The sequence below is a fragment of the Roseimicrobium sp. ORNL1 genome, assembly GCF_011044495.1.
Classification (GTDB): domain Bacteria; phylum Verrucomicrobiota; class Verrucomicrobiia; order Verrucomicrobiales; family Verrucomicrobiaceae; genus Roseimicrobium.
In genome coordinates this window covers 2197927-2222156 of record NZ_CP049143.1, presented here as the reverse complement: position 1 = coordinate 2222156, position 24230 = coordinate 2197927, and the positions used below count along the sequence as shown (strand labels likewise).

Annotated in this window: 19 protein-coding genes; 14 read left to right on the top strand and 5 right to left on the bottom strand. The window is 60.6% G+C overall.

Features of this window, described 5'->3' with window-relative positions; genetic code table 11:
* Positions 1-889 precede the first annotated feature (889 nt).
* The 3 genes from G5S37_RS08880 to G5S37_RS08870 all read left to right on the top strand — a co-directional run bounded on the left by G5S37_RS08880 (position 890) and on the right by G5S37_RS08870 (position 8881).
* The gene (locus G5S37_RS08880; protein ID WP_165202836.1) at positions 890-5557 is read left to right on the top strand and encodes an autotransporter-associated beta strand repeat-containing protein; all 4668 of its coding nucleotides are present in this window, start codon (positions 890-892) and stop codon (positions 5555-5557) included.
* A gap of 74 nt (positions 5558-5631) precedes the next feature.
* Entirely contained in the window at positions 5632-6885 is a 1254-nt protein-coding gene (locus tag G5S37_RS08875) for a DUF2130 domain-containing protein (protein WP_165202834.1), read from the top strand.
* A 367-nt stretch (positions 6886-7252) separates the two neighbouring features.
* Positions 7253-8881 (top strand): FAD-dependent oxidoreductase, encoded by a 1629-nt coding sequence (locus G5S37_RS08870; protein WP_165202832.1) that lies wholly within the window; start codon positions 7253-7255, stop codon positions 8879-8881.
* Positions 8882-9164: 283 nt separating this feature from the next.
* Here the strand turns inward: G5S37_RS08870 and G5S37_RS08865 are convergent, their stop codons facing one another.
* The 3 genes from G5S37_RS08865 to infC all read right to left on the bottom strand — a co-directional run bounded on the left by G5S37_RS08865 (position 9165) and on the right by infC (position 12007).
* The gene (locus G5S37_RS08865; RefSeq protein WP_165202830.1) at positions 9165-10172 is read right to left on the bottom strand and encodes a cobalamin-independent methionine synthase II family protein; all 1008 of its coding nucleotides are present in this window, start codon (positions 10170-10172) and stop codon (positions 9165-9167) included.
* Positions 10173-10253: 81 nt separating this feature from the next.
* Entirely contained in the window at positions 10254-10955 is a 702-nt protein-coding gene (locus G5S37_RS08860; RefSeq protein ID WP_165202828.1) for an HAD hydrolase-like protein, read from the bottom strand.
* A 257-nt stretch (positions 10956-11212) separates the two neighbouring features.
* Positions 11213-12007: a translation initiation factor IF-3 gene (infC, locus tag G5S37_RS08855; RefSeq protein ID WP_165211469.1), complete on the bottom strand. Its 795-nt coding sequence runs from the start codon at positions 12005-12007 to the stop codon at positions 11213-11215.
* Between the two features lie 338 nt (positions 12008-12345).
* On the opposite strand from infC, the gene G5S37_RS08850 reads away from it, so the two are divergent.
* From G5S37_RS08850 to G5S37_RS08810, 9 genes are all read left to right on the top strand, one after another.
* Positions 12346-12768, top strand: a complete 423-nt coding sequence (locus G5S37_RS08850) for an NINE protein (RefSeq protein ID WP_165211466.1) — start codon at positions 12346-12348, stop codon at positions 12766-12768.
* Positions 12769-13347: 579 nt separating this feature from the next.
* On the top strand, positions 13348-13698 hold the full coding sequence (locus tag G5S37_RS08845; protein WP_165202826.1) for a DUF883 family protein: 351 nt from the start codon (positions 13348-13350) through the stop codon (positions 13696-13698).
* 120 nt (positions 13699-13818) lie between these two features.
* Positions 13819-14187: a phage holin family protein gene (locus tag G5S37_RS08840; protein ID WP_165202824.1), complete on the top strand. Its 369-nt coding sequence runs from the start codon at positions 13819-13821 to the stop codon at positions 14185-14187.
* On the top strand, positions 14157-14564 hold the full coding sequence (locus tag G5S37_RS08835; RefSeq protein WP_165202822.1) for a hypothetical protein: 408 nt from the start codon (positions 14157-14159) through the stop codon (positions 14562-14564). Before G5S37_RS08840 ends, G5S37_RS08835 begins: the two co-directional genes overlap by 31 nt.
* A complete protein-coding gene (locus G5S37_RS08830) occupies positions 14561-15706 on the top strand; it encodes a type IV pilus twitching motility protein PilT (protein WP_165202820.1) in 1146 nt (381 codons plus the stop codon). Before G5S37_RS08835 ends, G5S37_RS08830 begins: the two co-directional genes overlap by 4 nt.
* Positions 15707-15751: 45 nt before the next feature.
* The gene (locus G5S37_RS08825) at positions 15752-16855 is read left to right on the top strand and encodes a type IV pilus twitching motility protein PilT (RefSeq protein ID WP_165202818.1); all 1104 of its coding nucleotides are present in this window, start codon (positions 15752-15754) and stop codon (positions 16853-16855) included.
* A gap of 512 nt (positions 16856-17367) precedes the next feature.
* The gene (locus G5S37_RS08820) at positions 17368-17775 is read left to right on the top strand and encodes a hypothetical protein (protein ID WP_206026366.1); all 408 of its coding nucleotides are present in this window, start codon (positions 17368-17370) and stop codon (positions 17773-17775) included.
* Between the two features lie 33 nt (positions 17776-17808).
* Positions 17809-18324: a protein-tyrosine phosphatase family protein gene (locus G5S37_RS08815; protein ID WP_165202814.1), complete on the top strand. Its 516-nt coding sequence runs from the start codon at positions 17809-17811 to the stop codon at positions 18322-18324.
* 325 nt (positions 18325-18649) lie between these two features.
* Entirely contained in the window at positions 18650-19561 is a 912-nt protein-coding gene (locus G5S37_RS08810) for an alpha/beta hydrolase (protein ID WP_165202812.1), read from the top strand.
* Between the two features lie 137 nt (positions 19562-19698).
* Here G5S37_RS08810 and G5S37_RS08805 read toward each other — a convergent pair whose 3' ends face one another.
* Positions 19699-20142 carry an NYN domain-containing protein gene (locus G5S37_RS08805; protein WP_165202810.1) on the bottom strand — a complete coding sequence of 148 codons (444 nt, stop codon included), beginning with the start codon at positions 20140-20142 and terminating at the stop codon, positions 19699-19701.
* Between the two features lie 134 nt (positions 20143-20276).
* Here G5S37_RS08805 and G5S37_RS08800 point away from each other — a divergent pair, with 134 nt between their 5' ends.
* Positions 20277-21245 carry an MBL fold metallo-hydrolase gene (locus tag G5S37_RS08800; protein ID WP_165202808.1) on the top strand — a complete coding sequence of 323 codons (969 nt, stop codon included), beginning with the start codon at positions 20277-20279 and terminating at the stop codon, positions 21243-21245.
* A 182-nt stretch (positions 21246-21427) separates the two neighbouring features.
* On the opposite strand, the gene G5S37_RS08795 is transcribed toward G5S37_RS08800, so the two are convergent.
* Positions 21428-23143 (bottom strand): hypothetical protein, encoded by a 1716-nt coding sequence (locus G5S37_RS08795; protein ID WP_165202806.1) that lies wholly within the window; start codon positions 23141-23143, stop codon positions 21428-21430.
* 145 nt (positions 23144-23288) lie between these two features.
* Between G5S37_RS08795 and folP the strand changes: the two genes are divergently transcribed.
* Complete coding sequence (folP, locus tag G5S37_RS08790; protein WP_165202804.1) at positions 23289-24128, top strand: dihydropteroate synthase; 840 nt, start codon at positions 23289-23291, stop codon at positions 24126-24128.
* Positions 24129-24230 lie beyond the last annotated feature (102 nt).

Below are 24230 nucleotides of genomic sequence, written 5' to 3'. Positions count from 1 at the left end.
CCGTTGATCCCGCGTTGCGCAGGTGCGCCAGGTTAACACAGAGGTGGAACAAGCCTGAAACGTCTCGTGAGTTAAGCACCTCTTGACGGCGGGATTTCGCCTTGGGAGTTGGCTACCTTGCGCGAAGCGCTTTGGAGTGCGTGTGCGTAGCACCGCTTTGGTGGGAAGCTTTGGGGTGCGGAGCTTCGTACAGTCACGCTCACGCTGGGTAGTTTCGCATTGCATGGACGCAACAAGCGAGGCCTCCGCTTGAGGCGTGAATGGATTCTGCATCGTCCACCTCCCAAAGCGGTGCTTCGCACACGCTCTCCAAGGCGCTTCGCGCAAGGTGGAGCCCGTTCACGAATACTTCTGGCTGGTCCACGTCGGACGCGTCACGAGACGTGCCTGTGTCAGTCAACAAATTCAAACCTCACGCACAGCGCATTGCAGGAAGAATCCCCCATTCTCGGAACCCATCGTCGCAATCGCGATGACGCCCCAAAGGACGAATGTACTATGTACATCGCATGCTACCCCAAGAGGTTCATGACACCCGGCACGAGGATTTCTTCGCTTCGACAATTGCAACTTGAGTCAAAAATCACCCACCCTGAATTTCGTCGACAGCACGATATATACATTTTCGCGATGATATCGATATATCCACTGGGCGAACATACATATTCTTGCAAATAGCAGACACGAATTTTGGCATCACCGCATGACTTCGCCCTCGCTCGAAACCATGCGAGATCTAGTACTCTTGTGATGATCTGGCCCGCAGCGCTCCCCACTGGCGTGCCACCTGCTTTGTATCTGGGCAAACCCCCGCCCCCCATGTCGAAGAACAGCCTCGAGCTGGTCCTGGCAGTCCACGGCCTGGATGCGGGAGTGAAAACGCCCCCGCATGAAAAAAACCGCCCTCGCCCTTATTCTCGCGTTATTGGCGCTGCCTATAGTCACTGATGCCCAAACCTATCAATTCGACGGTGACCTCTCCAGTCAGGGCACCATCCAGAACGGCCCTGGCAACTGGAGCACCAACAGCAGCGTCTCCACCAATCTCCGCTGGCTGAAGGATGGCGTGTACACCGCCTGGGACAACAGCGGCCTGGCCATCGCGGAGTTCGGCTCCACCACCAGCGTAAATGGTGGCGCGATCACGGTTGACGGTGAAGTCCTCGCGGCGGGCTTGAACTTCACCGCACTCGGCACACCGCTGGGCACCAGCGCCTATAGCTTCACGGGAGGCACCATTAATCTCGGCACCGGTGGCGTCATCAATGTGGCCAACGGCGCCTCCGGCGGAGGTACCGGAGGACAGTGGGTCACTTTCGGCTCGCAGCTCAAGGGCAGCAATCTCACCATCCAGAAGTCCGGTGGCTCGACCGTCGCCTTTGTCCGCCTTACTGTGGCGAATCCCAATCTCACCGGCACGCTCACGCTGAAGAGCGCGCCCGGAGCCACGAGCGGCATCTATCTCAGCGTGGGAAGCCCCACTTTTATCAGCAGCCTCAGCGGCATCGATGTGCAGGCAACCTCCATCTTCAATCCCACCGGAACCGGCACCTATACCGTGCCCATTTCCATCGCCGGGGTGGGCACTTCGAACTATGGCGCCGTCCGTGTGGATGCCTCCAACACCACCTTCTCCGGCACCATCACACTGAAGGCAGATGCCCGTTTCCACACGCACATCAATACGCTCAACACAACCATCACCGGCAGCATCACGGAGTCGGGTGGCAGCTACAGCTTTCAGCGCACGGCGAACTCACCCACCAATACCACAACGCCGCTGAATACGACCTACACCGGCGCGAGCAACTACACCGGGGCCACCGTCTTCGGACGTACTTTGGCCATCACCAGCAGCTCGGAGTCCGGTGGCACCGAAGGCGGAGTCAATATCCTAGACTTCACATCCGCCACCGCTCCGGATACCAACATCCTCTATAACAATGTCACGCCCGGCGCCCTGCAGCTCATCGGCGGCCTGGCCTCGCGCACGGAGCTGAGGCTCCACGGCGCCGCGGGCGAGGATAACTCGCAGACCTTCGGCAGCACGAGTGCGCAGCAGAGCGCCACCGCCATCACCCTTGTCTCCGGATTCGGCGGCACCATGAATGCGAACCTCGGTGAGCTCAGCCGCACGGGGGATGGCGCGCTCGCCATCAAGGGACCGGTGGAAGGAAAGGTTACCGGCAGTGTGTTCGGAGCCACGGAAGGCCTGGTGGGCACCTGGGCCACCTACAGCAGCGCGGACGGCAAGACCGCCGGCTGGGCAGGGCTGAAGGATGGCGTCGTGGGAGTGTTCGATGGAGATCTGGATTATCAGACCGGCGTTGCAGCACACGCGCTCCCCGGCGCCACCATCACTTCACAGCTCCGGGTCTCTGGAGCATCGAGCGGTGACGTGGTCTTTGAGAGCGCTTTTGGCATCACGGATCTGGCCAGCATTTCCATGACCGATACAGTCTCCAACAGGAAACTGGGAGTAGATGGCGAATCGCTGCGCGTGGGGTTGGAAGGCGGCATTCAGATCGTTGCTGGAGCGCGCAGCCTGAGCGTCGGCACTCAGGGGCAGTATAGCATGCTCACAGCAGGCGACGCCTGGGGCTCGTCTGGCCAACTGGCGCTGACAAACATGTCCAGCGACGGCGTGCTGACCATCCACTCCATGATCGCGGACAACGGTCCCGGCTTGGTCAGCCTCAATGTGAATGGCACGGGCAAGACGGTGCTCACCGCAGCGAACTCCTACACGGGCCTCACCATCATCAACAGCGGCGTGCTCGAAGTACGCCATTCGGATGCGCTCGGTGCCACCGGAGCCACAAGCATGACCAAGATCATGACCGGCGCATCGCTGAATCTCTCCGGGGGCATCACCTTGGGAGAGACCATCCAGGCAAACGGCCACGGCATCGCTTCAGATGGCGCCATCCGAAACCTGAGCGGGGTGAATACCATCACCCCCTCAGTGCGTCTCCAGTCCTCCACACGCTTCACCTCAGACAGCGGCACCCTGGTGCTCGCCGGAGGATTTACCACACAGATCAGCGCCACGGCATACACCTTCTCCGGGAGTGGTGATTTCGAAGTGCGCGGCCCCATCACTGCCACCAGCGGCATCCTGAACAAGGAAGGCGGCGGCACCCTCACCCTGATTGGTGCGAGCAACGCCGTCGGTGTCACCACCGTGACCGATGGCACGCTGCACCTCAATTTCGACGGCGCTGGCGCTCCTGCCTCGAACATCCTCTACAGCGGCGCAGCCATCAGCGCCACGGTAGGCTCGGTGACCCTCGGTGGTGGCGCCCTGAAACTCACCGGCAAGGCGAACAGCGCCAGCAGCCAGGCACTGGGCGCCCTGACCTTGAGCAGCGGCTTCTCCCGCATCTCCGCCATCTCCACCGGCTCTGGGAGCATGGACACATCTTTCCTCACCTTCACCCGTACCGTGGGTGGGACCGCGCGCTTCGACCTGCCTGCCATCGGCACCATCAAGACCACCTCCGGCACGGACAATGCCATCCTCACCGGTACCGGCGGCGTGGCATATGCCACCGTGGGCGCCAGCGACTGGGCCGCCACCTCCACCGCCGTCTCAGGCTCGCGCAATATTGTAGGACTTTCCACCATCAATGGATACACCAACAGCACCGCCACTTCACTGAGCGGAAATGCCGACATCGCCAGCGGCATCACGGATACAGCACTTTCGGCCAGCAGCACCATCAGCAGCCTGCGGTTTAATCAAGCCCAGGCCACCACCATCACCCAGCCGACTCCCCCTCTTACGAACCCGGTCACTCCCCCCAGTGTCGTCCTAACCACAGGCGGCATTCTGGTGACCCCGAACGTGGGCGCCAATGTCTCCGCCATTCGTGGCGGAGGCATTCGTGCGGCCGTGGGCTCCACGGACCTCGTCATCTTCCAGAACAATACCGCAGCGCCGCTCACCATCTCCAGCCGCATCCTCAATACCACCACCACCGGTGGCGTCATCTCGACCACAGGCCTCACCAAGGCAGGCGCAGGCACGCTCGTGCTGGAATTTGATACCGGCTACATCGCCGGAGACTACACGGGGGACACCCGCATTCAGGATGGATCCCTCCAGCTCGTGAGGACCACCGCCACCAGCATCAGCTACTACCTGTATGCCAGCACGAATTTCATCCTCGGCAGCGGCTCCACCAGTGGCAAGCTCATCCTAGGCAATGTTGGAGGAAACTCGGTCACGCAATACGGTGGCCTCCTCACCCAGGGCAGCGGCACAGCAAACTCCCTGGTGGGCGCCTCCACGAGCTACTCCACTTTCCTCCACTACGTATCGGGCGTGCACGACTTCCGCAAAGGCTTCATCGGCGGCAGCGGCACCAACGAGGACAACCTGAACCTCACCATCTCCCTGGGCACCCTGCAGCTTGGCACTTCAAACACCTTCAAGGGAAAGACCACCCTGCTGCAGAATACCATTGAGGTCACCAAGCTCGCCAATCGTGGCGTGGCCAGCTCGCTGGGCACGGGCGATGCCACCTCCACCTCGCATATCATCGACATGGCCACGGCCACTACCGCTTCACAGAACTTCAACGTGATTGCCACCCTCGCCTACATTGGCGACACCAACTCCGTCACCGACCGACCGATTAACGTCAGCAACGGAGACATCCCCGGTGATGTAGTCTCCGTCACCGCCGTGCTGGAAAACAACGGCACAGGCACGGTGAAATTCACCTCTCCCTTCACCGCGGCCGGTTCTAATACTGTGCAGCGCGTCCTGCGCTTGGGCGGCACGAATGCTGGCGACAACGAAATCGTGAGCTTCATGGATGTGAATGCCAGCATCACCAGCAAGGTGGAAAAGACCGGCGTGGGAAGCTGGACCCTCACGGGTGGCAGCACCTACAGCGGAGGCACCTCCGTGCAGGCAGGCACTCTCCTGGTGGCGAATGACCTCGGCTCTGGAACGGGCAGTGGGAATGTCACCGTCGCGAAGAATGCCGTCTTCGGTGGCCGCGGCATGATTCAGACTGCGAATGACCGCAGCGTCACACTCACGGGCGCCACCCTGCAGGTCGGCCTGGACCTTCCTGGAAAGCCCTCGTCTTCCGCCAGCATTCTCACCATCATGACTGGCACCGGCGGCCAGCTCAGTCTGTCGGACGGTTCCACCATCACGCTCGACCTCTTCGACGGCGCCGGCGAGGGAGACACCACCGGAATGACCGGTTACGCAGACATGCTCGTGGTCTCCGGCAGCGTGGCCATTGCTGCAGACACCACCATCGCGATCACCGATCGCGGCGGGATGACGGACTGGGCCATCGGTGACGCGTGGCAGCTCTTTGAATGGAGCGGACTCACCGTCCCGCTGCCCGGAACCACCAGCGCCAACTTCGTCTTGCCCACGCTGTCCGCTGATCTCGCGTGGGATACCACCGAGATCTTCACCACCGGCATTTTGAGGATTGAGGCAGCCGTGGTACCCGAGCCATCCCGTGCCCTCCTCGTCCTTGGCGGCAGTGCATGCCTGCTCTTCCGCCGCCGTCGGTCAGTCGCGTAGAACAGCTTCGTTCCCCCGTCAGGACAGCGGCGCAATTCTCTGGACTCCCTTCACAAACTGTCCAGCGTGTCGGCATGGCCGATACCATCACCTGCCCGAACTGCCACGCGGACATCCCTCTGAGCGATGCTGTCACGCATAGCTTGCGGGAGGAGTTCGATCGCGACTTCGCGGAAAAGCAGCGGAAGCTGGAGCAGGAAATCGCGGCACGGCAGAAGGAAGTCGAGGCCCAGCGGCAGAAGAATGAAGCTGCCCGCGCCGAGCTCGATCGCGAAGTAGCACAGCGCCTGGCTGCGGAGAAGAAGAAACTCACCGAGCAGGCCGTGCGTGAGGCGAAAGAAGGCTTCGCCCTGGAGCTCCAGGACGCACGCACCCAACTCGCCGAGCGCAGCCAGAAGCTGGAGGAAGCCCAGCGCAATGAACTGGCCCTGCGCACGAAGCAGCGCGAGGTGGAGGAGCGCGCCAAGAACCTGGAACTCGAAGTGCAGCGCAAAGTCGATGAGCAGACCTCCCGCCTGGAGGAGGATGCCCGCCGCCGCGCCGCGGAGGAGCAGCACCTGCGACTGGCGGACAAGGACAAGCTCATCAATGATCTCAAGACGCAGATCGAAACGCTCAAGCAGAAAGCCGAGCAGGGCTCCCAGCAAAGCCAGGGCGAAGTGATGGAACTCGAACTGGAGGATCTGCTGAAGGAAGCGTTTGTGCTGGATGAATTCCTCCCCGTGCCGCAGGGCACCCGTGGCGCCGATCTCCTGCAGAAGGTGCGCAATAACCTGGGCCACGATTGCGGCACCATCATCTGGGAAAGCAAACGCACGAAGAACTGGAGTCCCGGCTGGCTCGGCAAGCTCAAGGATGATCAGCGCGCCCAGGGAGCGGAACTTGCCATCCTCGTAAGCCAGGTCCTGCCGGATGGTGTCTCCCACGGCGGCCATGTCGATGGCGTGTGGATCTGCAATTTCCCCTTCGCCCTCGCCCTCGCTGCGGCACTGAGAAATGGACTGCTGCAAGTCTCTGCCGCAAAGCGTGCGGAATCCGGCAAGGAAGAGAAGATGGCGGTGCTGTATCAGTTCCTCACCAGCCCACAGTTCAAGCACCAGATTGAGGGCGTGGTGGAGTCCTTCGTGGAAATGAAGAAGGACCTCGACGGAGAGCGCCGCGCCATGGAGCGCCTCTGGAAGAAGCGCGAGATGCAACTCACCCGCGTGCTCAATGGCACCAGCGGATTGTACGGCAGCCTCCAGGGCATCATGGGCAGCACCGCACTGCCGGAGATCAAGGCACTGGAGTTGGGGGGTGAGGAGGAGTCGGCGGTGGCGGCATCCTGACTTTTCGCAGATTGCTCCTTCGACACGCCTCCAGAAAGGTGCTGGGTGTGGCGGGCTGCATTGGATTCAACGCAGAGACACAGAGACGCAGAGGAACTTCGGAGACTGACACTGAAGCAGGGTTGATAGTCTATGGTAGATAGTTCATAGCCCGAGTAGCTGAGAGATGAAAGTTGCGTCGAGAGCCTCATGAATTCAGTCTCCGAAGTTCCTCTGTGTCTCTGCGTTGAACACCCTGCACTCAAACTCGCCCACTCTCCGTGCTGCCACACCAGGCATCTTTCTTACCTGCGAGTAAATTCATCCGTCCAAAACTGCGCATCCGGCCCTTGGATCGTTGCGCCATCCACCCTTCCCCACTCCCACCATGAAGCTCCGCCGCCGATTCCTCCTCGCCACGCTGCTGACCGCTCTCGCCACTCCCTTGTCCTTGTCCGCCCAAGCGAACAAGGCACCCGAATCCTATGACGTCGTCATCTACGGCGGCGTGCCGTGTGGCATTGCTGCAGCCATCACGGCGAAACGTGAAGGCGCCAGCGTGCTCCTCATTGAGCCCACGAAACACATCGGCGGCCTGAGCACCAGCGGCATCAATACGGCGGAGAGCGAGCACATGCTGAAGTGGACCATCGGCGGCTTCGCGGATGAATTCTACAAGCGCCTCGGCAAGCACTACGGGACGAACAATCCAGAGTACTTCTTCGAATCGAGCGTGGCGGAGCAGGTGTATCAGGACATGTTGAAGGAAGTCGGCCTCACCCCGCGCTACGGCGTGGTCGTGGAAAAGGTGCAGAAGGACGGTGCGAAGATCACCAGCATCACCCTGAGCGATGGCGTGGAAGTGAAAGGTAAGGTATTCATCGATGCCGGCTACGAAGGCGATCTCATGGCACGCGCCGGCGTGGACTACGCCTTCGGTCGTGACAGCAAGGCGGAGTACAACGAGGAAGCCGCCGGCATCCGCTTCGACAAGACCGTGCGCCAGGCGAAGACCGTGGATGAAAACGGCAAACTCCTCCCCGGCATCAGCGGCTGGGTCAAGGACTACAAGGAAGGTGACGCCCACCCCGGCACCATGAACTACAACTTCCGCCCCACCTTTGCCAATGACCCCGCCCTGCGCGTGCCCATCCCCGAGCCGAAGAACTACGACCGCTCACGCTACAAGCTACTGGAGAACTGGCTTCGCGAAAAGGCCTCCCGCAACGAAGTGGTGAAGCGCACGGACATCCTGGATTTCTACAAACGCCGCAACGGCAAGTTTGAAGGGAACAACAAGCAGGCCGCCATCTTCTCTCTCGGCCACTTCGGTGGACAGATCGGCTACCCCGATGCCGATTACACGAAGCGCGAAACCATCTACCAGGATCACCTGGACTACACGCTCGGCCTCCTGAAGTTTCTCCGCAGCGATGAGAGCGTGCCCAAGGAAGTGCGTGAGGACATGGCCACCTGGGGCTTTCACAAGGACGAGTTTGCAGACACCAACAACTTCCCCCCGCAGCTCTATGTGCGCGAAGCGCGTCGTATGAAAGGCGCCTATGTCGTGAAGCAACAGGACGTGCAGACGGATCGTCGCAAGGACGACAGCATCGGCATGAGCAGCCACTTCATCGATTCCCACCACGTGCAGCGCCTCGCTGTGTCTCCCACGGAGTTCCTCAACGAAGGCCGCATCTGGCGCATGGGTTATGCATATCAGATTCCCTATCGCTCACTCACGCCCAAAGCCGAGCAAGCCAGCAACCTCCTCGTGCCCGGAGCCGCGAGCTTCACGCACGTCGCCTTCTGCACCTACCGCCTTGAGAGCGTGTGGATGATCGGCGGCCACGCCGCCGGTGTCGCTGCCGCGATGGCCGCCAAGTCCGATGTACCTGTGCAAAAAGTGTCCCTGCCCGAGCTGCAGAAGAAGCTGGAATCGCAGGGCCAAGTTGTGCAGTTCATCCCCGGCAAACCGGAGAAGTGTGAGCACCTGAATGGTCCGCCGGAGTTCTAGAATACCTGAACGTGCCATTTGAAGCAGCACGCTGTCAAGGAGCGGGGGCATTCCTGCCCCCGTTTGCATGTACTACACCCTCGCATCTACCATCATTCCTCTGGTCCAAACGAAGCGACCATTCCGCAGGGAGCGGCACTAGCCTTAGTGCCGGTGGTGGGCAGAGTGTGGGGCGGAGCCTCTTCTTCCGAAGCTTCAAGAACGCCTCCAAGTTCTCAAGTATAGCCACGCCACATGACGGCACTAAGCTAGTGCCGCTCCCTGCGAATGCTCCAGTTCATTCCTAACTCCTCAAATACCTGTCCCGCCCCTGCGCCAGCGCGGCCATCTTGCGATCCGCGACGCTGCGCTTGAGCATCCAGAAGCCGCAGTCAGGGTGGATATACCTCAAACGATCCGCACCGAGTTTCTGCGCCGCGGCATCAATGCGCCGCGCGACTTCGTCTTCCGTTTCCACGTGATTCACCTTCACATCCACCACCCCGATGCCAAGACCCACATACGGCGGCAGGTCCTTGAGTGCATCCAGATCAGATGAGGGACGATGCGCGAGCTCCAGCACCACATGATCCACCTGGAGATCGTTAAAGAACGTCAGCAACGCGTCCCATGTGCCCTGCTGCACCGTCTGCCCGCCGTAGTTGCCAAAGCAGAGGTGCACGGCGCGCTGCACCCCATTGGGAACGGCATCGAGCACCCGGTTGATGGCCTTGGCGGCCAGCGCAGAATCCGCCGGGTTGCCGGGGATGTTGGCCTCATCGATCTGGATGCATGAGGTGTCGAGAAACGCCACCTGTGCCGCAAGCGCATCCGCGATGGCGAGCGTGAGTCCGGATAGATCGCGGTAGTGCTTGTCCAGCAAGGTGCGCGCCAGCATGTACGGGCTGGTAAGCGTGAATTTGAAGGCACCCCGCGCCACTGCACTGGCACGCGCGCAATCCTCCGGCAGATTCAGCGTCCCTTCGGTGATGGGCGTACGCACCACGCCGGCGGGTTTGGCGCGGAACTGCATCTCCTGCTTCGCGCGGAAGACTTCCGTCTCTGCACGCCCTGCGGGTGAGATACCACCGAGCTTGCTGGTGAAGTAGTCGATCATCCCATTTGTATCCGGATGATTGATGTCGAAGCGGTAGAGTTCACCATCCGTGGGCAGGTCGATGCCCGCCTCGCGCTGGATGTCAAAGACCACACGAGTCGCATCGAGCAGCGCCTGGGAACTAGGCAGCGCGGGAAGCCAGTCAGGAACAGGATAAGAACCTACCGTAGTGGTGAGTAGTGCGGGCGTGCCCATGGCCCTAATGTGAACAATTACTCACCCCTACGCAATCCTGAGTTTTTCGGTGGAATGGAGAATCTGACCCACCCAGCGGACTCATGCCGCCAGCACCTGGAGCAGGGCTTCCGTGTCCTCCAGGCTCTCCAACACCTGCCAGGCGGCGAAAGGCAGCAGGCTGGCATGGGCAAACACCCCCGTGGCCACGGCGAGGCAGCGCGCCCCCATGGCATGCGCGCAGGCGATGTCCTTCGGTGTATCGCCAATGACGATGACCTGGTGCGGGGCGAAGCTGCGCCCGGTCGCCGCCTCCATGCGGCGCACCGCCACGGGGCCGAGGTCGTTGCGATGCTCACCATCGTCACCAAATCCGCCGTCCAGGAAGTGGCCATGGATGCCAAAACGCTCCAGCTTCAGCCGCGCTCCGGCTCGCCAGTTCCCAGTGAGCAGGCCCAGCGAGAAATGGGGCTCATCCCCCAAGCGTGCAAGGAGCGTCGTCACCCCATTGAGCAGCTTTCCGGGAAACTCGTCGTGGTGCAGCCTCGTCTCCAGCCGGGCGAGGTAGTGTTTCTGGAATGCCTCCACCCTTCCCTGCTCGACTGGCTGGCCCGCGTCGGCGAAGAGCTTGCGGATGACCGCGCCATCCGTCGCTCCGGCAAGGTCGAGGGGAGGAATTTTTTCGCGGGCCAAACCCAGCACCTCTTCAGTGGCATCCAGCAGCGCCCCGGCTCCGGCCCCGCGTGTGTCCAGCAGGGTGCCATCGATGTCGAAAAGGAGGAGGGTGCTGGGGCAGGAATGCATGAGTGCGGGGCTCGCTTGAGCAATGTAGAACCCTACACTAACAGCGCTCACCTTACTCTCAAGGATGGGCGAGAACACGCAAGCCTGCCTCAGCGACATCGCAGCCGGAGAACCAGTCACATGACAGAACGGCGGACAAGAGTGCCCACGCTCCTTTAGCCGGCAGCTGACCGCCACCTCCTTCCTCACAACTACAAAAAAGTGGAGGCACGAATGCCTCCACTTCTTAAGTTGTTGAATTATCCTGGATGACGGACTCAGCCGCGGGCGTTGTCCGAGACCGCAGCATTGGCGCCTTCACCTTTCGGCTGAGCATCGCCGTTCACCGCGCCATTCCCGTTCCCGTTTACGCTGCCATTGCCATTTTGCTGCATGGCTTCGGCGGCGATTTCGGAATCGTGGTCGGACTCGTGCGTGTTGTCCTCTTCTTCCGGGTTGATGAACTTCCCGTGCTTGAAGTTGGCGAACTTGCGCACACGCTGCCGCTCGGGGTGCGGCGAGATCTGCATGTTGATGTTACGACCGGCCATCTTCGGCTCCTGGTCCACGTGACCCATGCCCTCCAAGTCGGTGCGGATGCGGCGGGCCAGCTGGAAACCCAGCTCCTGGTGCGCCATCTGGCGGCCCTTGAACTGGAGCTGCACGCGCACCTTGTCCCCGTGGGAGAGGAACTCTTCCGCGTGGGCAATCTTGATGGTGTAGTCGTGCGGGTCGATGCCGATGCGGAATTTCATTTCCTTCAGCTTCCCACCCTTCTGGCTCTTGGCGGCCTCCTTCTTCTTCTTCTCCTGCTCGTACTTGTACTTGCCGTAGTCGACGATTTTGCACACCGGCGGATCGGCCGAGGCGGAGATTTCGATAAGGTCCAGGCCGCGCTCACGCGCCATGCGGATGGCCTGTCCAGTGGGAAGCACCCCGATTTGCTGTCCGGATACACCGTCGATCACGCGCACCTTCGGTGCCCGGATGCGGTCATTGACGCGGGTCTGATCTTGGTAACGGCCTCCACGCTGGAAGCCGGGTCGGGGACGATTGTTGAAGCTAGGGTTTATAGGTTAACCTCCAATGGTTTCGGATGACGTGATCCCGTAAAGGATCGAAAAACAGGGGCGGTACATGGCAGCAGCAGTCACCATAAGGGACAAACTTAACTCGCAAGCACGCTCCACTCTTTCACGACCGTTTCGAAACGGGTGATGGCGCTGTTCGCAGTTGTCGCTGGCATGCAGTAGAAATCTCATTCCGGCAGTCTGAATCGTGTCAGAACGGCTGCCGGTCCTTTAAATTTGCCGAAATCTCCTGAATCGCAAGGTAAAAATTGGTTGCGTTTTACGCGACGACTGAGGGCGGCACACGTATCAGCATGCAAAGTACCATCCCTGCCCTCTCCATGACGGACGCTTCCCCCAACAAGACTCACAGCAAAACCATCGGCTACCTGCTCTGGATTTTCGGGTTCACCGGCGCCCACCGCTTCTATTTCGGCAAGCCCATCACCGGGACCATCTGGTTTTTCACGGGCGGTTTACTCCTCATCGGCTGGGTGATCGATCTGTTTCTGATCCCCGGCATGGACAAAAAGGCCGACCAGAAATATACCTCCGGCCCCATCGACTACTCCGTGGCCTGGGCTCTGCAGACCTTCCTCGGCGTCTTCGGCGTGCACCGCTTCTACATGGGCAAATGGCTCACCGGCCTGCTTTGGCTGGCCACCGGCGGCCTGTTCCTCATCGGCTACGTCGTAGACTATTGCACTTTGAACGGCCAGATCGACGAGATCAACCGCCGCGCCCGGGGCCTGCCCGCCGCGTGAAGAGGTGAAACGCAAAGCAGTGTGAGCAGCAAAGGACGCGGAAGGTAGGAAAGTCGGACCTGTCGAGTGGGCAGCGTTTGGGAACTCTCCTACCCGCCCACCGTCCGGGAGCACTTCAAGATCGTTTTCTGCTCATTGTGAATTCATTGCGTAAAATTCCCCCAATCTGCCGCAAACTCAACGCCCGTCGCTGACGACCTAAGCGGAAATCTTAGATTTTCTCTACTCGACTTGCTTATTGACTCCCGGCAGACTGGGCGTCTCGCAGTTTGCAATAATGATGTCCACACGCCAGACCGGGTCATCTGCGATTCCCATCATGACCCTGTGCCGCGTTGCGATTGGAACTTGAATCATTGCCTCCATACCACCACCGAACGAAAGCACTACGCAACCAGAGGCATACCACCTCTACAGAATCCGAATCACCACCGACCAAGGTTTGATTTAGACCGTGTTCCGCAGGAGAGCGCCCTCTACAATTTCCCTCGCCATCCGTGCATCTTGTTGTTGAATTGCCGAATCGATCTTCGGTAAACTCGCGAAAATCCGAAAACCACCACAACCCGACCCAATACCATGAGTGACAATTCCATTGATCCCACATTTGGAGCCGCGCCGGGTGCGGATCCGTTTGCCTCAGCCAAGGCCAGCGCTCTGAAAGCCGCCGAGGATCTTCGCAGCGCCGCGACGGTAAAGGCCCAGGAATTTCGCCAGGCCGCCGAGCAGCGGGCGCAGCAGTGGAAGCATTCCGCCGAGGAAGCCTCCCAGCATGCGCGCGAATACGCGGACAAGGCTTGGGAAGAAACACGCGCGAAGACCAAGGACATCGCCACTGAGGCGGAGAAGTTTACCCGTGAGAAGCCCCTTCAAGCGGTGCTTGCCGCGTTTGGCGTGGGATTCCTCGTGGGAGTCATCCTGAAGCGCTAGGCAGACAGCATCCCTCGCACTCGCTACCCCACCACGGGCGCTTACCCTTGAACATATTGCTTCGCGCAGACGCCCATGGATGCGGCTCCGCCTGAAAACGAACACCCCCGAGGCCCCGCCATGCCTTCCTCCGGGCTCTCTGAGCCCTTCCTCCGCTATCTGGAAGCGCGAGGCATCCTGCTGACGCTGGAAGCTCAGGAAGCACTCGGCCAGGTGGTGCGTGTCCTCATCTTCGTGGGGCTCGCCGGTGCCGCCATCTTCATCGGGTGGCTGCTGCTGGCGGGAGTCGTGGCGGACCTTCTCATGACCCAGGCCCGCTGGTCCTGGCAGGCGGCTGCAGGTGCGCTCGCCGGCTTTCACCTTTTCGTCGCCTTCATCTTCCTCCTGGCCACAAGAAACCGTCTTGCGTCCATGCGCTGGTTTGGAGACACTATTAACGAATTCAGAAAAGATCGCGCATGGCTCTCCAGCCAGACAGGCAAACGCTGAAACTGCAAGCCATCAATGCCCTAGACCAGGCCCGCACCAATTTGCGCGGCGGCTGGGCGGAAGCACGTGAGCACTGGCGGCCGCGCAACATCATTCGCGAGCGCGTGGAAAAACACCACATCGCCATCGCGGTAGGCTCTGTCGTTGCGGGATTCCTCGCCTTCCGCTGGCTGTTTGCGGATCGCGGTTCAGTAGCGTCCGGGGCCGCGCCACGGCGGCGTTCCATCACGAGTTTCCTTTTCAATGGACTGTGGGGCATCGCCCGTGAGCCCCTGCTCGCCCTGGCCACCCAGCAATTGCTGCCCATCGTCCTGCCCTTCATCTCAAAGTACATGTCGCAATTTCAAGCCCCCCACCAAACCTCGAACCCTGAATGAGCCAGACACAGACAGAAGACGAAGCCGTAGCCGTAGCAGTTGCCGTGGAGGAAGATCATTCGCATCCCGCAGTCACCACGCTCAGCTCCGTGGATCAGTACCTGCAACTCGCCCAAGAGTACGGCTGCTCGGACCTTCACCTCGCGACTGGCGCACCTCCCATGTGGCGCCGCTTCGGCGTGCTCCAACCCATCTGGACGGATGCCGCTCTCCTCACGGCGGAAGACGCCCGCCGCCTGGCTTACAATTTCCTCCCCGATGCCCACGTGAAGACGCTGGAAAAGCGCGGTGACGTGGACTTCGCCTACTCTCCGACCTTCGGTCGCTTCCGTTGCTCCGTGGTTGTCCAGCGCCTCGGCATTGACATGGTCTTCCGTGTTATCGACAGCCGCATCCGCACCATCGAAGAGCTCGACTTGCCGGAAACGGCTCGCACACTCACCCGCTATCACAACGGCCTCGTACTCGTGACCGGCGCCACCGGTTCCGGCAAGTCCACCACCCTCGCGGCCCTGGTCGATGAGGTGAATCAGGAACGTGAGGACCACATCATCACGCTGGAAGACCCCATCGAGTACGTCTTCACGCCCAAAGGCTGCCACGTGAATCAGCGCGAAGTGGGCTCGCACACCGCCTCCTTCGCCGCAGCGTTGCGCGGCGCACTCCGTGAAGACCCGGACGTCATCATGGTGGGTGAAATGCGCGACCTGGAAACCATCTCTCTCGCCATCACCGCTGCAGAAACGGGTCACTTGGTGCTCGGCACGCTCCACACGGGCAATGCCCCGCGTACCCTGGACCGTGTGCTGGACGTCTTCCCCAGTGACCAGCGCGACCAGATCCGCATCATGGTGAGTGAATCTCTCCGCGGCATCATCTCCCAGCAGCTCATCCCGCGGCAGGACGGCGATGGCCGTATCATGGCACTCGAGATTCTGGTGAACACGCCCGCTGTGGCGAACTGTATTCGCGAAGGCAAGACCTTCATGCTCCCCGGCATCATGCAGACCGGCAAATCCGTGGGCATGATCACCATGGATGACTCGCTGAAGGCGCTCTACTCCCAAGGCTCCATCAGTCGCGAAGAAACCCTGAGCCGTGCCGAGGACAAGGGCAGCATGCTCAAGTTCCTTGATTCCTGATTCCCCGCTGCCGCACCGCACCGCATCCCACTTTACTCCCCCATCATGGCCATCATTGACAGTCTCTTCAAACGCCTCATCGAGCTGGGCGGCTCTGACCTTCACCTCTCCCAGGGCAACCCGCCCAAGGTCCGCGTGCACGGCAGCATCAAGCCCATCTCGGACACCATCATGTCTGACACGGACATGGAAACGATGATGCGTGAGATCTGCGAGCCGCGCGCTTGGGATCGCTACAAGGAAAAGGGCGACCTGGACTTCGCCTACGAAATGGACAGCGACTCGCGCTTCCGCTGCAACTACCTCCGCCAGCTCAATGGCTACGCCGCGGTTTTTCGTATCATTCCCACCAAGATTGCCTCGCTGGAGCAGCTCGGCATTCCCCAGGTGGTGAAGGAATTCGGCCACATGCGCTCCGGCCTCGTGCTGGTGACGGGCCCCACGGGCTCCGGCAAGTCCACCACGCTTGCTGCTCTGATCGACTACATCAACACGAACTTCAACCGCCACATCATCACGGTGGAGGAGCCTATTGAATTCGTGCACCGGAACAAGAAGAGCATCATCACCCAGCGTGAGGTGCCCATCCAGACCCCGACCTTCTCCGACGGCCTGCGCTCCGCCCTGCGTGAAGATGCAGACATCGTGCTGGTGGGGGAAATGCGAGACCACGAAACCATCTCCCTCGCGCTGACCGCTGCTGAGACGGGCCTGCTCGTCTTCGGCACGCTGCACACGAACAACGCACGCAAGACCTGCGACCGTATCGTGGACGTCTTCCCCGCGGACCAGCAGAGCCAGGTGCGCACCATGCTCGCCGCCTCCCTGCGCGGCGTCGTGGCCCAGCTCCTGGTGAAGAAGGCGGACGGCAAGGGCCGCGCCGCCGTGAATGAAATCATGGTCGCCACCCCCGCCGTGGGCGCCATCATCCGTGAAGGTGCCACACAGAAGCTCTACGACGTCATCATCGGCGGCAAGGCCCAAGGCATGCAGTTCATGGACGAAGCCATCTGGGAAAAACTCCGCGACGGCTACATCAGCCCCATGGAGGCCTACATGAAGGCCATCGACAAGAACCGCTTCAAAGCCTTCCTGCCCCCGGATGAAGCCGGCGTGGCCGTGGCCTCTGGTGCGGAACAGGATAAGTAGGGCAGCGCTCGGAGACGACTTCGCGGACCCGCAATCCCAAAACTTGAAAGCTGGAGCCTGCTCCAGCTTTTTTGTTGGAGTCCTTCATGTCGGGCCCACCTGAGCGTACGCCGAACGCAGGCGAAGGAATGAAAATCGTGCGCCTCCGGTCCATGATGCAGCCCACCTATTGGCTGGTAGGGGCTGCTGCGTCGGCCTCCTAATTTCGTGGGCGGAGCATCCGGATGAAATACCCCTGCAACCAGCAGTCCCTCGCCGCTTTTATCGGGAAACGGAACCTCGCGGCGCGGACGACCTCTTTGCTGACACCACTTTCACTCGACGGCACACCCGACTGGCCACTAGCTTGATGCATCACCTATCCAATCCACATCATGGGTCTCTTCCTTCAACTTGGCGCCTTCCTCGCACCGGAATCAGACGTTTCGCGAGCAGTCTCTGCGCTCCGCGATACCTACCCCAAATCACTCACCGAGGTACAATTTCACGTATCCTCCCCAGAGCGGACCATCATGATGATGGATGGGGATGCAGAAGATCCTGGTGAGGCCGTTGAGGCCATCTCAGCGACAATCCAGTGCCCGGCATTCTATTTCCACATCCATGACGATGACCTCTGGATGTACATCTTCTATCGCTCCGGCGTGGAAACGGACTGCTTCAACAGTTTGCCCGAATACTGGGGAGAAGTTTCCGAACAAGAACGGCACAAGTGGCGTGGGAATGCAAAAGCCATCTGCTCTGCGTGGCCGGGTGTGCAGGAAAAAGACATCGAACGCTATCTCGTGGATCATGGCGCCGAAGACTTCGACGGCGAATCCAAAGCTTACGCGTCCGACGAATTCGAAGCCTGGGACTGCTGGCAACTGGTCGACTTCATGGCAAAACTAGACTTCAAGTATCCCGATAGTTTGGGGTAGCAGGCGCAATTAAGGCAGTCTCTCACCTCGCTCATGGCATTCGAACCTCAAATCTACATCGTTGAACGAATCGGTTCTGGTTTCCTTGCCATCATGGCCAGGCCAGTACCTGGAGAATGGATCGATGAACAGTTTTCCCAACTGTCGGAGATGGGCATTGATCGCATTGTCTCGCTTCTTGAACCGGAAGAAGCGCGGGAGTTGGGACTGGGCTCGGAATCGGAACTCTGCGCCACACACGGCATTCAGTTTCTCTCCTTCCCCATCGGAGATCGCGGTGTGCCTTCTTCCATTCATGACTTCCGCGAACTCTCGTCCATGCTCTATGAAACTACCGCAGGCGGGATCAACACCGTCATTCACTGCCGCGCCGGGATTGGCCGTGCCAGCTTGATGGTTGCGAGTGTTTTACTCTTCGCAGGCTTCGAGCCCGATGACGCATTCAATCACATTACCAAGGCCCGAGGTGTGTCCGTTCCAGACACCGAGGAACAGCAAGCATGGTTGCGGGAAAGCCGGAATGAAATCCTGGGGTTGAGTCCGGGCTAGCGCGGCGGACCGAACTAGCAACAAAAGCTGGAGCCGAAGGCATTGGACTGCGCGCAGCCTGCTGCCGCTTTCCTGAAGTGCAGCCTGCTGCACGCTTCATTGCGACGAAGTCGCCTATGGTTTCTGGCAGCGTGAGATCACCGGCGAGTGTCGCCATCGCTGCAGCAGGCTGCAGACTCTTCAAAGCGGCAGCAGGCTGCCGCAGTCCAAGGACGCTACGCGTCAGCATCTGGGAGCTTCGATCCCGAACTCGCACACTTCCCTCCACACCACAGTTGCATTCCCACGACCACCCTCGAAATACCGGCACACCACACCTCTCCTCATGACCTTCATCGCCAGACTTGGTCTTGCATCCCTTCTTGCCGCAGCGCTCACCACGGCGTTGCAGGCCCAATCCCCCACCCCCACCCAGGCCAACGTGCCCTACGGCAAGCATGCGCGGCAGGTGCTGGATTTCTACCAGACGAAGTCCGCCAAGGAGGCAGGCAAGCCCACCCCGCTTATGTTCTTCGTGCACGGCGGTGGATGGATGAATGGAGACAAGGCGAACCCTGACTTCCTCGCGAAGTGTCTGGAGTCCGGCATCTCCGTCGTGTCCATCAACTACCGGCTCATTCCAAATGCCATCGAGGAGAAGATCGACCCGCCCGTGAAGGCCTGTCTCGATGATGCAGCCCGTGCATTGCAGTTCGTGCGCAGCAAGGCCGGCGAGTGGAACATCGACAAGACACGCATCGTCGGCTGCGGTGGCTCGGCAGGTGGATTCACCACGCTGTGGCTTGCCTATCACCCGGACCTGGCCGACCCGAAGAGCGCGGACCCCATCGCCCGTGAATCCACGCGTCTGCTCTGCGCCATCACCTTCGTGCCGCAGACCTCACTGGATCCAAAGCAGATGCGCGACTGGATTTCCAACAACGAATACGGCAACCACGCCTTCGCCCTGCCGAGCTACCAGGCTTTCCTCGACAAACGCGAAACCCTCATGCCGTGGATTGAGAAGTTCTCACCCTACCTGCTCGCCACCGCAGACGACCCGCCCGTGTATCTCTTCTACGATTCCGTACCCGCCATGGGCCAACCCGCCAAGGACCCACCCCACTCCGCAAACTTCGGCGCCGGCCTGGTGGAAAAGCTCAAGAGCGTGGGCGCACCCTACGAGTTCAACTACACCGGCGCGAAGGATGTGAAGCATCCAGATATCTTCGGGTTTTTCCTGGAGCACTTGAAATAGCAGCTATCTCAGACGGAGGTTAGGCCTTCCGGCCTGACAGGGATGTTGGGTCTTCTGACCCGACCATCAGAAATAATCGCTACTATCGTCGGGTCGGAAGACCCAACGCCCACCGTCAGGCCAGAAGGCCTAACCTCCTACCGCTTCTTCCCAGTCTTCCTCGCCACCTCACTCTCCGCCTGCTCCACTTCATGCCTGAGCAGATCCGGCGAAATCCAGTTCGCACCCGAGGCACTGATGCCATCCCAGATCATCCTGTCCGCCGTGCACACACGGATGGCATAAGTACCGGCATACTTCGCCGCGAGCTGCTCGATGAGCGCATCCGCCGTGTGCCCCGCATCCGCATAGAAGACCTGCACATCGTCCTTCTCCCGGCTCTCGGAAATCTTGGTGCCGATGCCATCAAAGACCACCACCACCCGCTCGCCTCGCATGTCCTGCAGGGTGCGCATGCGCTTGAGGAGTTCCTCACGCGCGAGGTAGCGTTTTGCCGCCCGCAGGTGCAGCTTGCGCAGTTCCTCCCAAGCGTAGATCACGCTGTGTCCATCCAGGATGAGAAACTTGAGGAGGTCGGGCATGGGTGAGGTCTAGGCAGGGCAGGCGCAACCTGTTCCGTGGCACCCGGTTTGCCAAGTTTCGTTCTCGTGCACCTTCGTCCAAAGATCTTGCCTGCCAGATGCGATTCTGGTGTGCTCTGTGCATCTTTCCCGCCATGACTCTTCCCGCCGTGCGCTCTCTGCTTCTGGCCGCTTGCTTTGGGTTGTGCACCAGTTGTGCAGGACCCGGCATCGGGAAATTCAAGGACACGGTGGTGGCGGATGTGCCCGTGTCCCCCGACTCGGGCGTGCGAGTGACCTACCTCGGGGTGAATGGCTACCTGCTCCAGAGCAGTGATGCCACCGTGCTGGTGGACCCCTTCTTCTCCCGTCCGCCCCTTCGCAATTACCTCGTCGGTGAGGTGACGCCCAACAAGAGCCGCATCGACTGGGCCATGCGCAACTTCCCCGCGACCGTGGATCTCATCCTGGTGACGCACGGCCACATCGATCACCTGCTGGATGTTCCCATCATCGCGCAGCGCACCGGCGCCAGGATCGTGGCCTCACCCACGAGCTGCAACCTCGTGAAATCACTCAAGCAGGTGCCGGACTGGCAGCTTGTGCCCATCCTCACGCAGCCGAATCCCACGCTGGCATCGCACGAGACCAGACAATTCGACAGCGTGACCGTACAAGCGCTCTACACCGAGCATGACCGGCTCTGTGGCGCGGAGATCATGCCGGGACGCAAAACCGAGCCGCCCGAAACGCCTCCAAGGCGTGCTCGCGACTGGGTGGCAGGTGAGCCTCTCGCCTTCATCATCACCATGGGCGGCAAGCGCATCTTCGTCTCCTCCGGCATGGTGCAGGCCCTGCAGCAGAGGGAAGTCACCCCTGTGGATCTCGCCATCACCGGCGTGGCCCTCCCCGACCCGCGCAGGAGTCTTGCGGAAACCGTCAAAATTCTGAAGCCCAAGTACGTGTTGCCCAGCCATCAGGACAACTTCTTCATCCCCGCTGAAAAGGGCTTCCGCTTCAGCGCACAATCGAACTTCCCGGAGGTGAAACGAAACCTGCCCGGCTGGGAACCTGGCAAGAATCTCATCCTGCTGGACTACTTCCGGCCGTGGACGCTGTATTGAGGCGCGGTTGATGGTCTATTGTTGATCGTTGATAGCCTGAGGGAACAAAATTGAGAGGCTGACAAATTCTCAGTCTCCGCAGTTCCTCTGCGTCTCTGTGTCTCTGCGTTGGATCAATGCAGGTGACCACACCCAACTCCCTCAGGCTATCAACGATCGACCATAGACCATCAACTCCCCACTCACTTCGCAAACTTCTCCACCGCCGCCTTCGCGAAACCGGCATCTGCGGCATCCACAAAGAGCACACCGTAGCCCTTGTTCGTGCGCTGCATGATCACCGTGCGGTCGCCCGTTTCGAGCATGAAGACACCGGAGGGAGCATTCGCTGCGGCCTTGCTGCCCTTGTAGCGGCTGAGTTGGGCGTCGCGCATGGCGGAGAAGAAAGCGTCCGCCGCATTGCTGTCGCGCCACAAGGTCTGCCACACCGCATGGCCGCGTGGCTTGTCGCCGGCAGCGTAGGTGAAGAGCTTGTCATTCGCCCAACCGGGTGCGGTATCTGCAGCAATGGGCTCGGGCGCATGGGCACGCAGGAAAATCACCGTGGCCAGCGGTCCCAGCGTATCCTGCCAGAAGGGATCCGCCCCATTCACCTTCACGTCCGCAAACTCAATTGGCTGCAAAGCAAAGGGTGTCTCATTCAGATACAACTGCGGGTCGAGAATCTCAGCACCAGCAATGGGCGTGCGAGAGTAGGCGGCATTCACTTGTTCCCACTCACCGATGCTGTGCAGGGCCTGCATGAAATCGAAGCCCGCGTTGAATGCTGCAAGCTCAAGCTGGCGCAGGAAATTCGGAATGGGCACCGAGCGCGAGGGATCATCAGGATCCTCTCCCACGCCACCACCACCACCCGTGTGCGGATGCTTCAGCGCATGCAGGAAGCGTGTGAGGGAGGCATCACCCGCCAGCACAGTTTCATGCGCGAGGCGTGCGTCCAGCGTGAGCGGCTTCGCTCCGCTGGGGAAGAGCTTGCTGCCAAAGCGTTTGAAGAGATACCCGTAAGCAAGACCGAGCGCATTCTCCCGGCGCTCCATACCCACGGGAATCTCCCCTTCGGACGCGAGATACAGCGACTGCTCCTCCGGCACATACCACGCGCCAATCTGGTGGGAAAGGAACTGCGCCTTCAACGCCACCGTGTCCACGGGCTCAGGAATCGCGCCCAAGGCAGTGAGAGCGCGGCCCTGCAGCTTTCCATGGTCCGCGGGGAACTGCGTTTCCAGCCACTTTGCGATGTGCTTCTGCACCGCAGTGCGATCCACGCTGATGGTGGGAATGGGCACATCCTTCAGCTCACGAATCTTCACCAGCTCAATGCCTACACCCACGAAGTCGGGTGCCTCGCCTTCCGCCTCTGGCTTCGGCGGTTCACAGGCGGAGGGATTCTTCTGCGACTGTGGCGCTTGCTGTGGCATCGCGCCTTTGCCCGTTGCCGGTGCGGTGAGCGTGGCCAGCCTGTCTAGAAGCGTGGAGTTCTCCTTCCGCAAAATGTCCACCTGGCCCTGCAGGTACTCGATCTGCTCCTCCAGCACCTTGATGGACTTGCCGGCATCGGTGGCTGCACTTTCGGTCGCCGCAGGCGCCGCTCCCTCCCTGGTGGCAAGGTTCTGCATGGCGGAGGCTGCTTCCGCGAGATCTGTCGGTGCGGATGCCGGCGGAAGTGGAGCTTGGGCAGACGGTGGCAAAGCAGGCGACGCAGCAGTTTTCTGTGCCTCTGCCATCCCGGATGCTAACGCAGCAGGCGTGTTCTTTTTTGAGGCGCTGCGCCCGTCTTTGAGCACCAGACCAAGTCCGATGCCAAGAACAAGGAGGACGAACAGCAGAACGGAGGCGCGTGACATGGCGACAAAGGTAGGCAACCCCTCCCCAATGTCGAATGGCAGTTCGTCATTCATGAAACATGACGCGAACGAAGCGAGCACGGCCCTTGGGAGCGCTGGCCTCTGGCCGGCGTTGCTCGCTCTGCAGCTCCAAATCCCTCACAAAACTGATTCACCGTCAGTCCTCTTGAATGCACCACGCAGCCTGCTACGGACAAGCATGTCCCGCATTTGGCGCATCGGCAGCAAGCATCACGACCTCAGCAAGCGAGGCATGATCATGGGGGTGCTGAATGTCACCCCTGACTCGTTTTCGGACGGCGGGAAATATTTCGATCTGCAAAGCGCGGCGGCCCACGCCCTCGAGATGGTCGCAGAGGGTGCGGATATCCTGGACATCGGCGGTGAGTCCACCCGGCCCGGGGCAGACCCAGTGAGTGCCGCAGAGGAAATTCGGCGCATCGTCCCAGCCATCGAGAAACTTCGTGCACAGACACATGCCCTCATTTCCGTGGACACCATGAAGGCAGAAGTCGCCCGCGCCGCCGTGGCTGCAGGTGCGGACATCATCAATGACGTCACCGGCTTCTCCGACCCGGATATGGTGCGTGCCGCCGCCGAGACCGGGGCCGGACTCATCCTCATGCACATGCAGGGCACGCCACGCACCATGCAGGCCAATCCAGTCTACACCGACGTGGTGCGCGAGGTCCGTGAATTTTTTGCCAGCCGACTGGCAAATCTCGCCGAGGCCGGCGTCTCCCCCGCCAGCGTGGCCTTGGACCCCGGTTTCGGCTTTGGGAAGACACAAGAGCACAATCTGGCCCTGCTGCGCGCTCTGCCGGAACTCCGGGTGAGTGACTGTGTGCTGGCGGTGGGTGTCTCGCGGAAGTCCATGATAGCGCGGCTGTTGCAGGACAATGACCCCAACGCCCGCTACTGGCCCACCGTGGCACTCACGGCGTGGATGCGTGACGCTGGCGCGGATGTCATCCGCGTGCACGACGTGAAGCCGAACGCCCAAGCCATGCGTATGATTGAGGCCATCCATTCTCCCTAGGTTTCCCCTCCCCCGGGCCGCCCGGCTGGCACGGAACACGCTGCATTTGACTCCCCCCCTATTTCGGCCTAAGTCCTTCTCCCCCGCGCCTCACACGCGTAC

Bases quoted from the DNA above. Each gene is read 5' to 3' on its own strand.
- G5S37_RS08850 (WP_165211466.1), top strand. From the start codon at position 12,346: ATGACGGACGCTTCCCCCAACAAGACTCACAGCAAAACCATCGGCTAC.
- G5S37_RS08880 (WP_165202836.1), top strand. From the start codon at position 890: ATGAAAAAAACCGCCCTCGCCCTTATTCTCGCGTTATTGGCGCTGCCT.
- G5S37_RS08800 (WP_165202808.1), top strand. From the start codon at position 20,277: ATGACTCTTCCCGCCGTGCGCTCTCTGCTTCTGGCCGCTTGCTTTGGG.
- G5S37_RS08820 (WP_206026366.1), top strand. From the start codon at position 17,368: ATGATGATGGATGGGGATGCAGAAGATCCTGGTGAGGCCGTTGAGGCC.
- G5S37_RS08865 (WP_165202830.1), bottom strand. From the start codon at position 10,172: ATGGGCACGCCCGCACTACTCACCACTACGGTAGGTTCTTATCCTGTT.
- G5S37_RS08815 (WP_165202814.1), top strand. From the start codon at position 17,809: ATGGCATTCGAACCTCAAATCTACATCGTTGAACGAATCGGTTCTGGT.
- folP (WP_165202804.1), top strand. From the start codon at position 23,289: ATGTCCCGCATTTGGCGCATCGGCAGCAAGCATCACGACCTCAGCAAG.
- G5S37_RS08805 (WP_165202810.1), bottom strand. From the start codon at position 20,142: ATGCCCGACCTCCTCAAGTTTCTCATCCTGGATGGACACAGCGTGATC.
- G5S37_RS08870 (WP_165202832.1), top strand. From the start codon at position 7,253: ATGAAGCTCCGCCGCCGATTCCTCCTCGCCACGCTGCTGACCGCTCTC.
- G5S37_RS08830 (WP_165202820.1), top strand. From the start codon at position 14,561: ATGAGCCAGACACAGACAGAAGACGAAGCCGTAGCCGTAGCAGTTGCC.
- G5S37_RS08875 (WP_165202834.1), top strand. From the start codon at position 5,632: ATGGCCGATACCATCACCTGCCCGAACTGCCACGCGGACATCCCTCTG.
- G5S37_RS08835 (WP_165202822.1), top strand. From the start codon at position 14,157: ATGGCTCTCCAGCCAGACAGGCAAACGCTGAAACTGCAAGCCATCAAT.
- G5S37_RS08845 (WP_165202826.1), top strand. From the start codon at position 13,348: ATGAGTGACAATTCCATTGATCCCACATTTGGAGCCGCGCCGGGTGCG.
- G5S37_RS08860 (WP_165202828.1), bottom strand. From the start codon at position 10,955: ATGCATTCCTGCCCCAGCACCCTCCTCCTTTTCGACATCGATGGCACC.
- G5S37_RS08795 (WP_165202806.1), bottom strand. From the start codon at position 23,143: ATGAATGACGAACTGCCATTCGACATTGGGGAGGGGTTGCCTACCTTT.
- G5S37_RS08825 (WP_165202818.1), top strand. From the start codon at position 15,752: ATGGCCATCATTGACAGTCTCTTCAAACGCCTCATCGAGCTGGGCGGC.
- G5S37_RS08840 (WP_165202824.1), top strand. From the start codon at position 13,819: ATGCCTTCCTCCGGGCTCTCTGAGCCCTTCCTCCGCTATCTGGAAGCG.
- G5S37_RS08810 (WP_165202812.1), top strand. From the start codon at position 18,650: ATGACCTTCATCGCCAGACTTGGTCTTGCATCCCTTCTTGCCGCAGCG.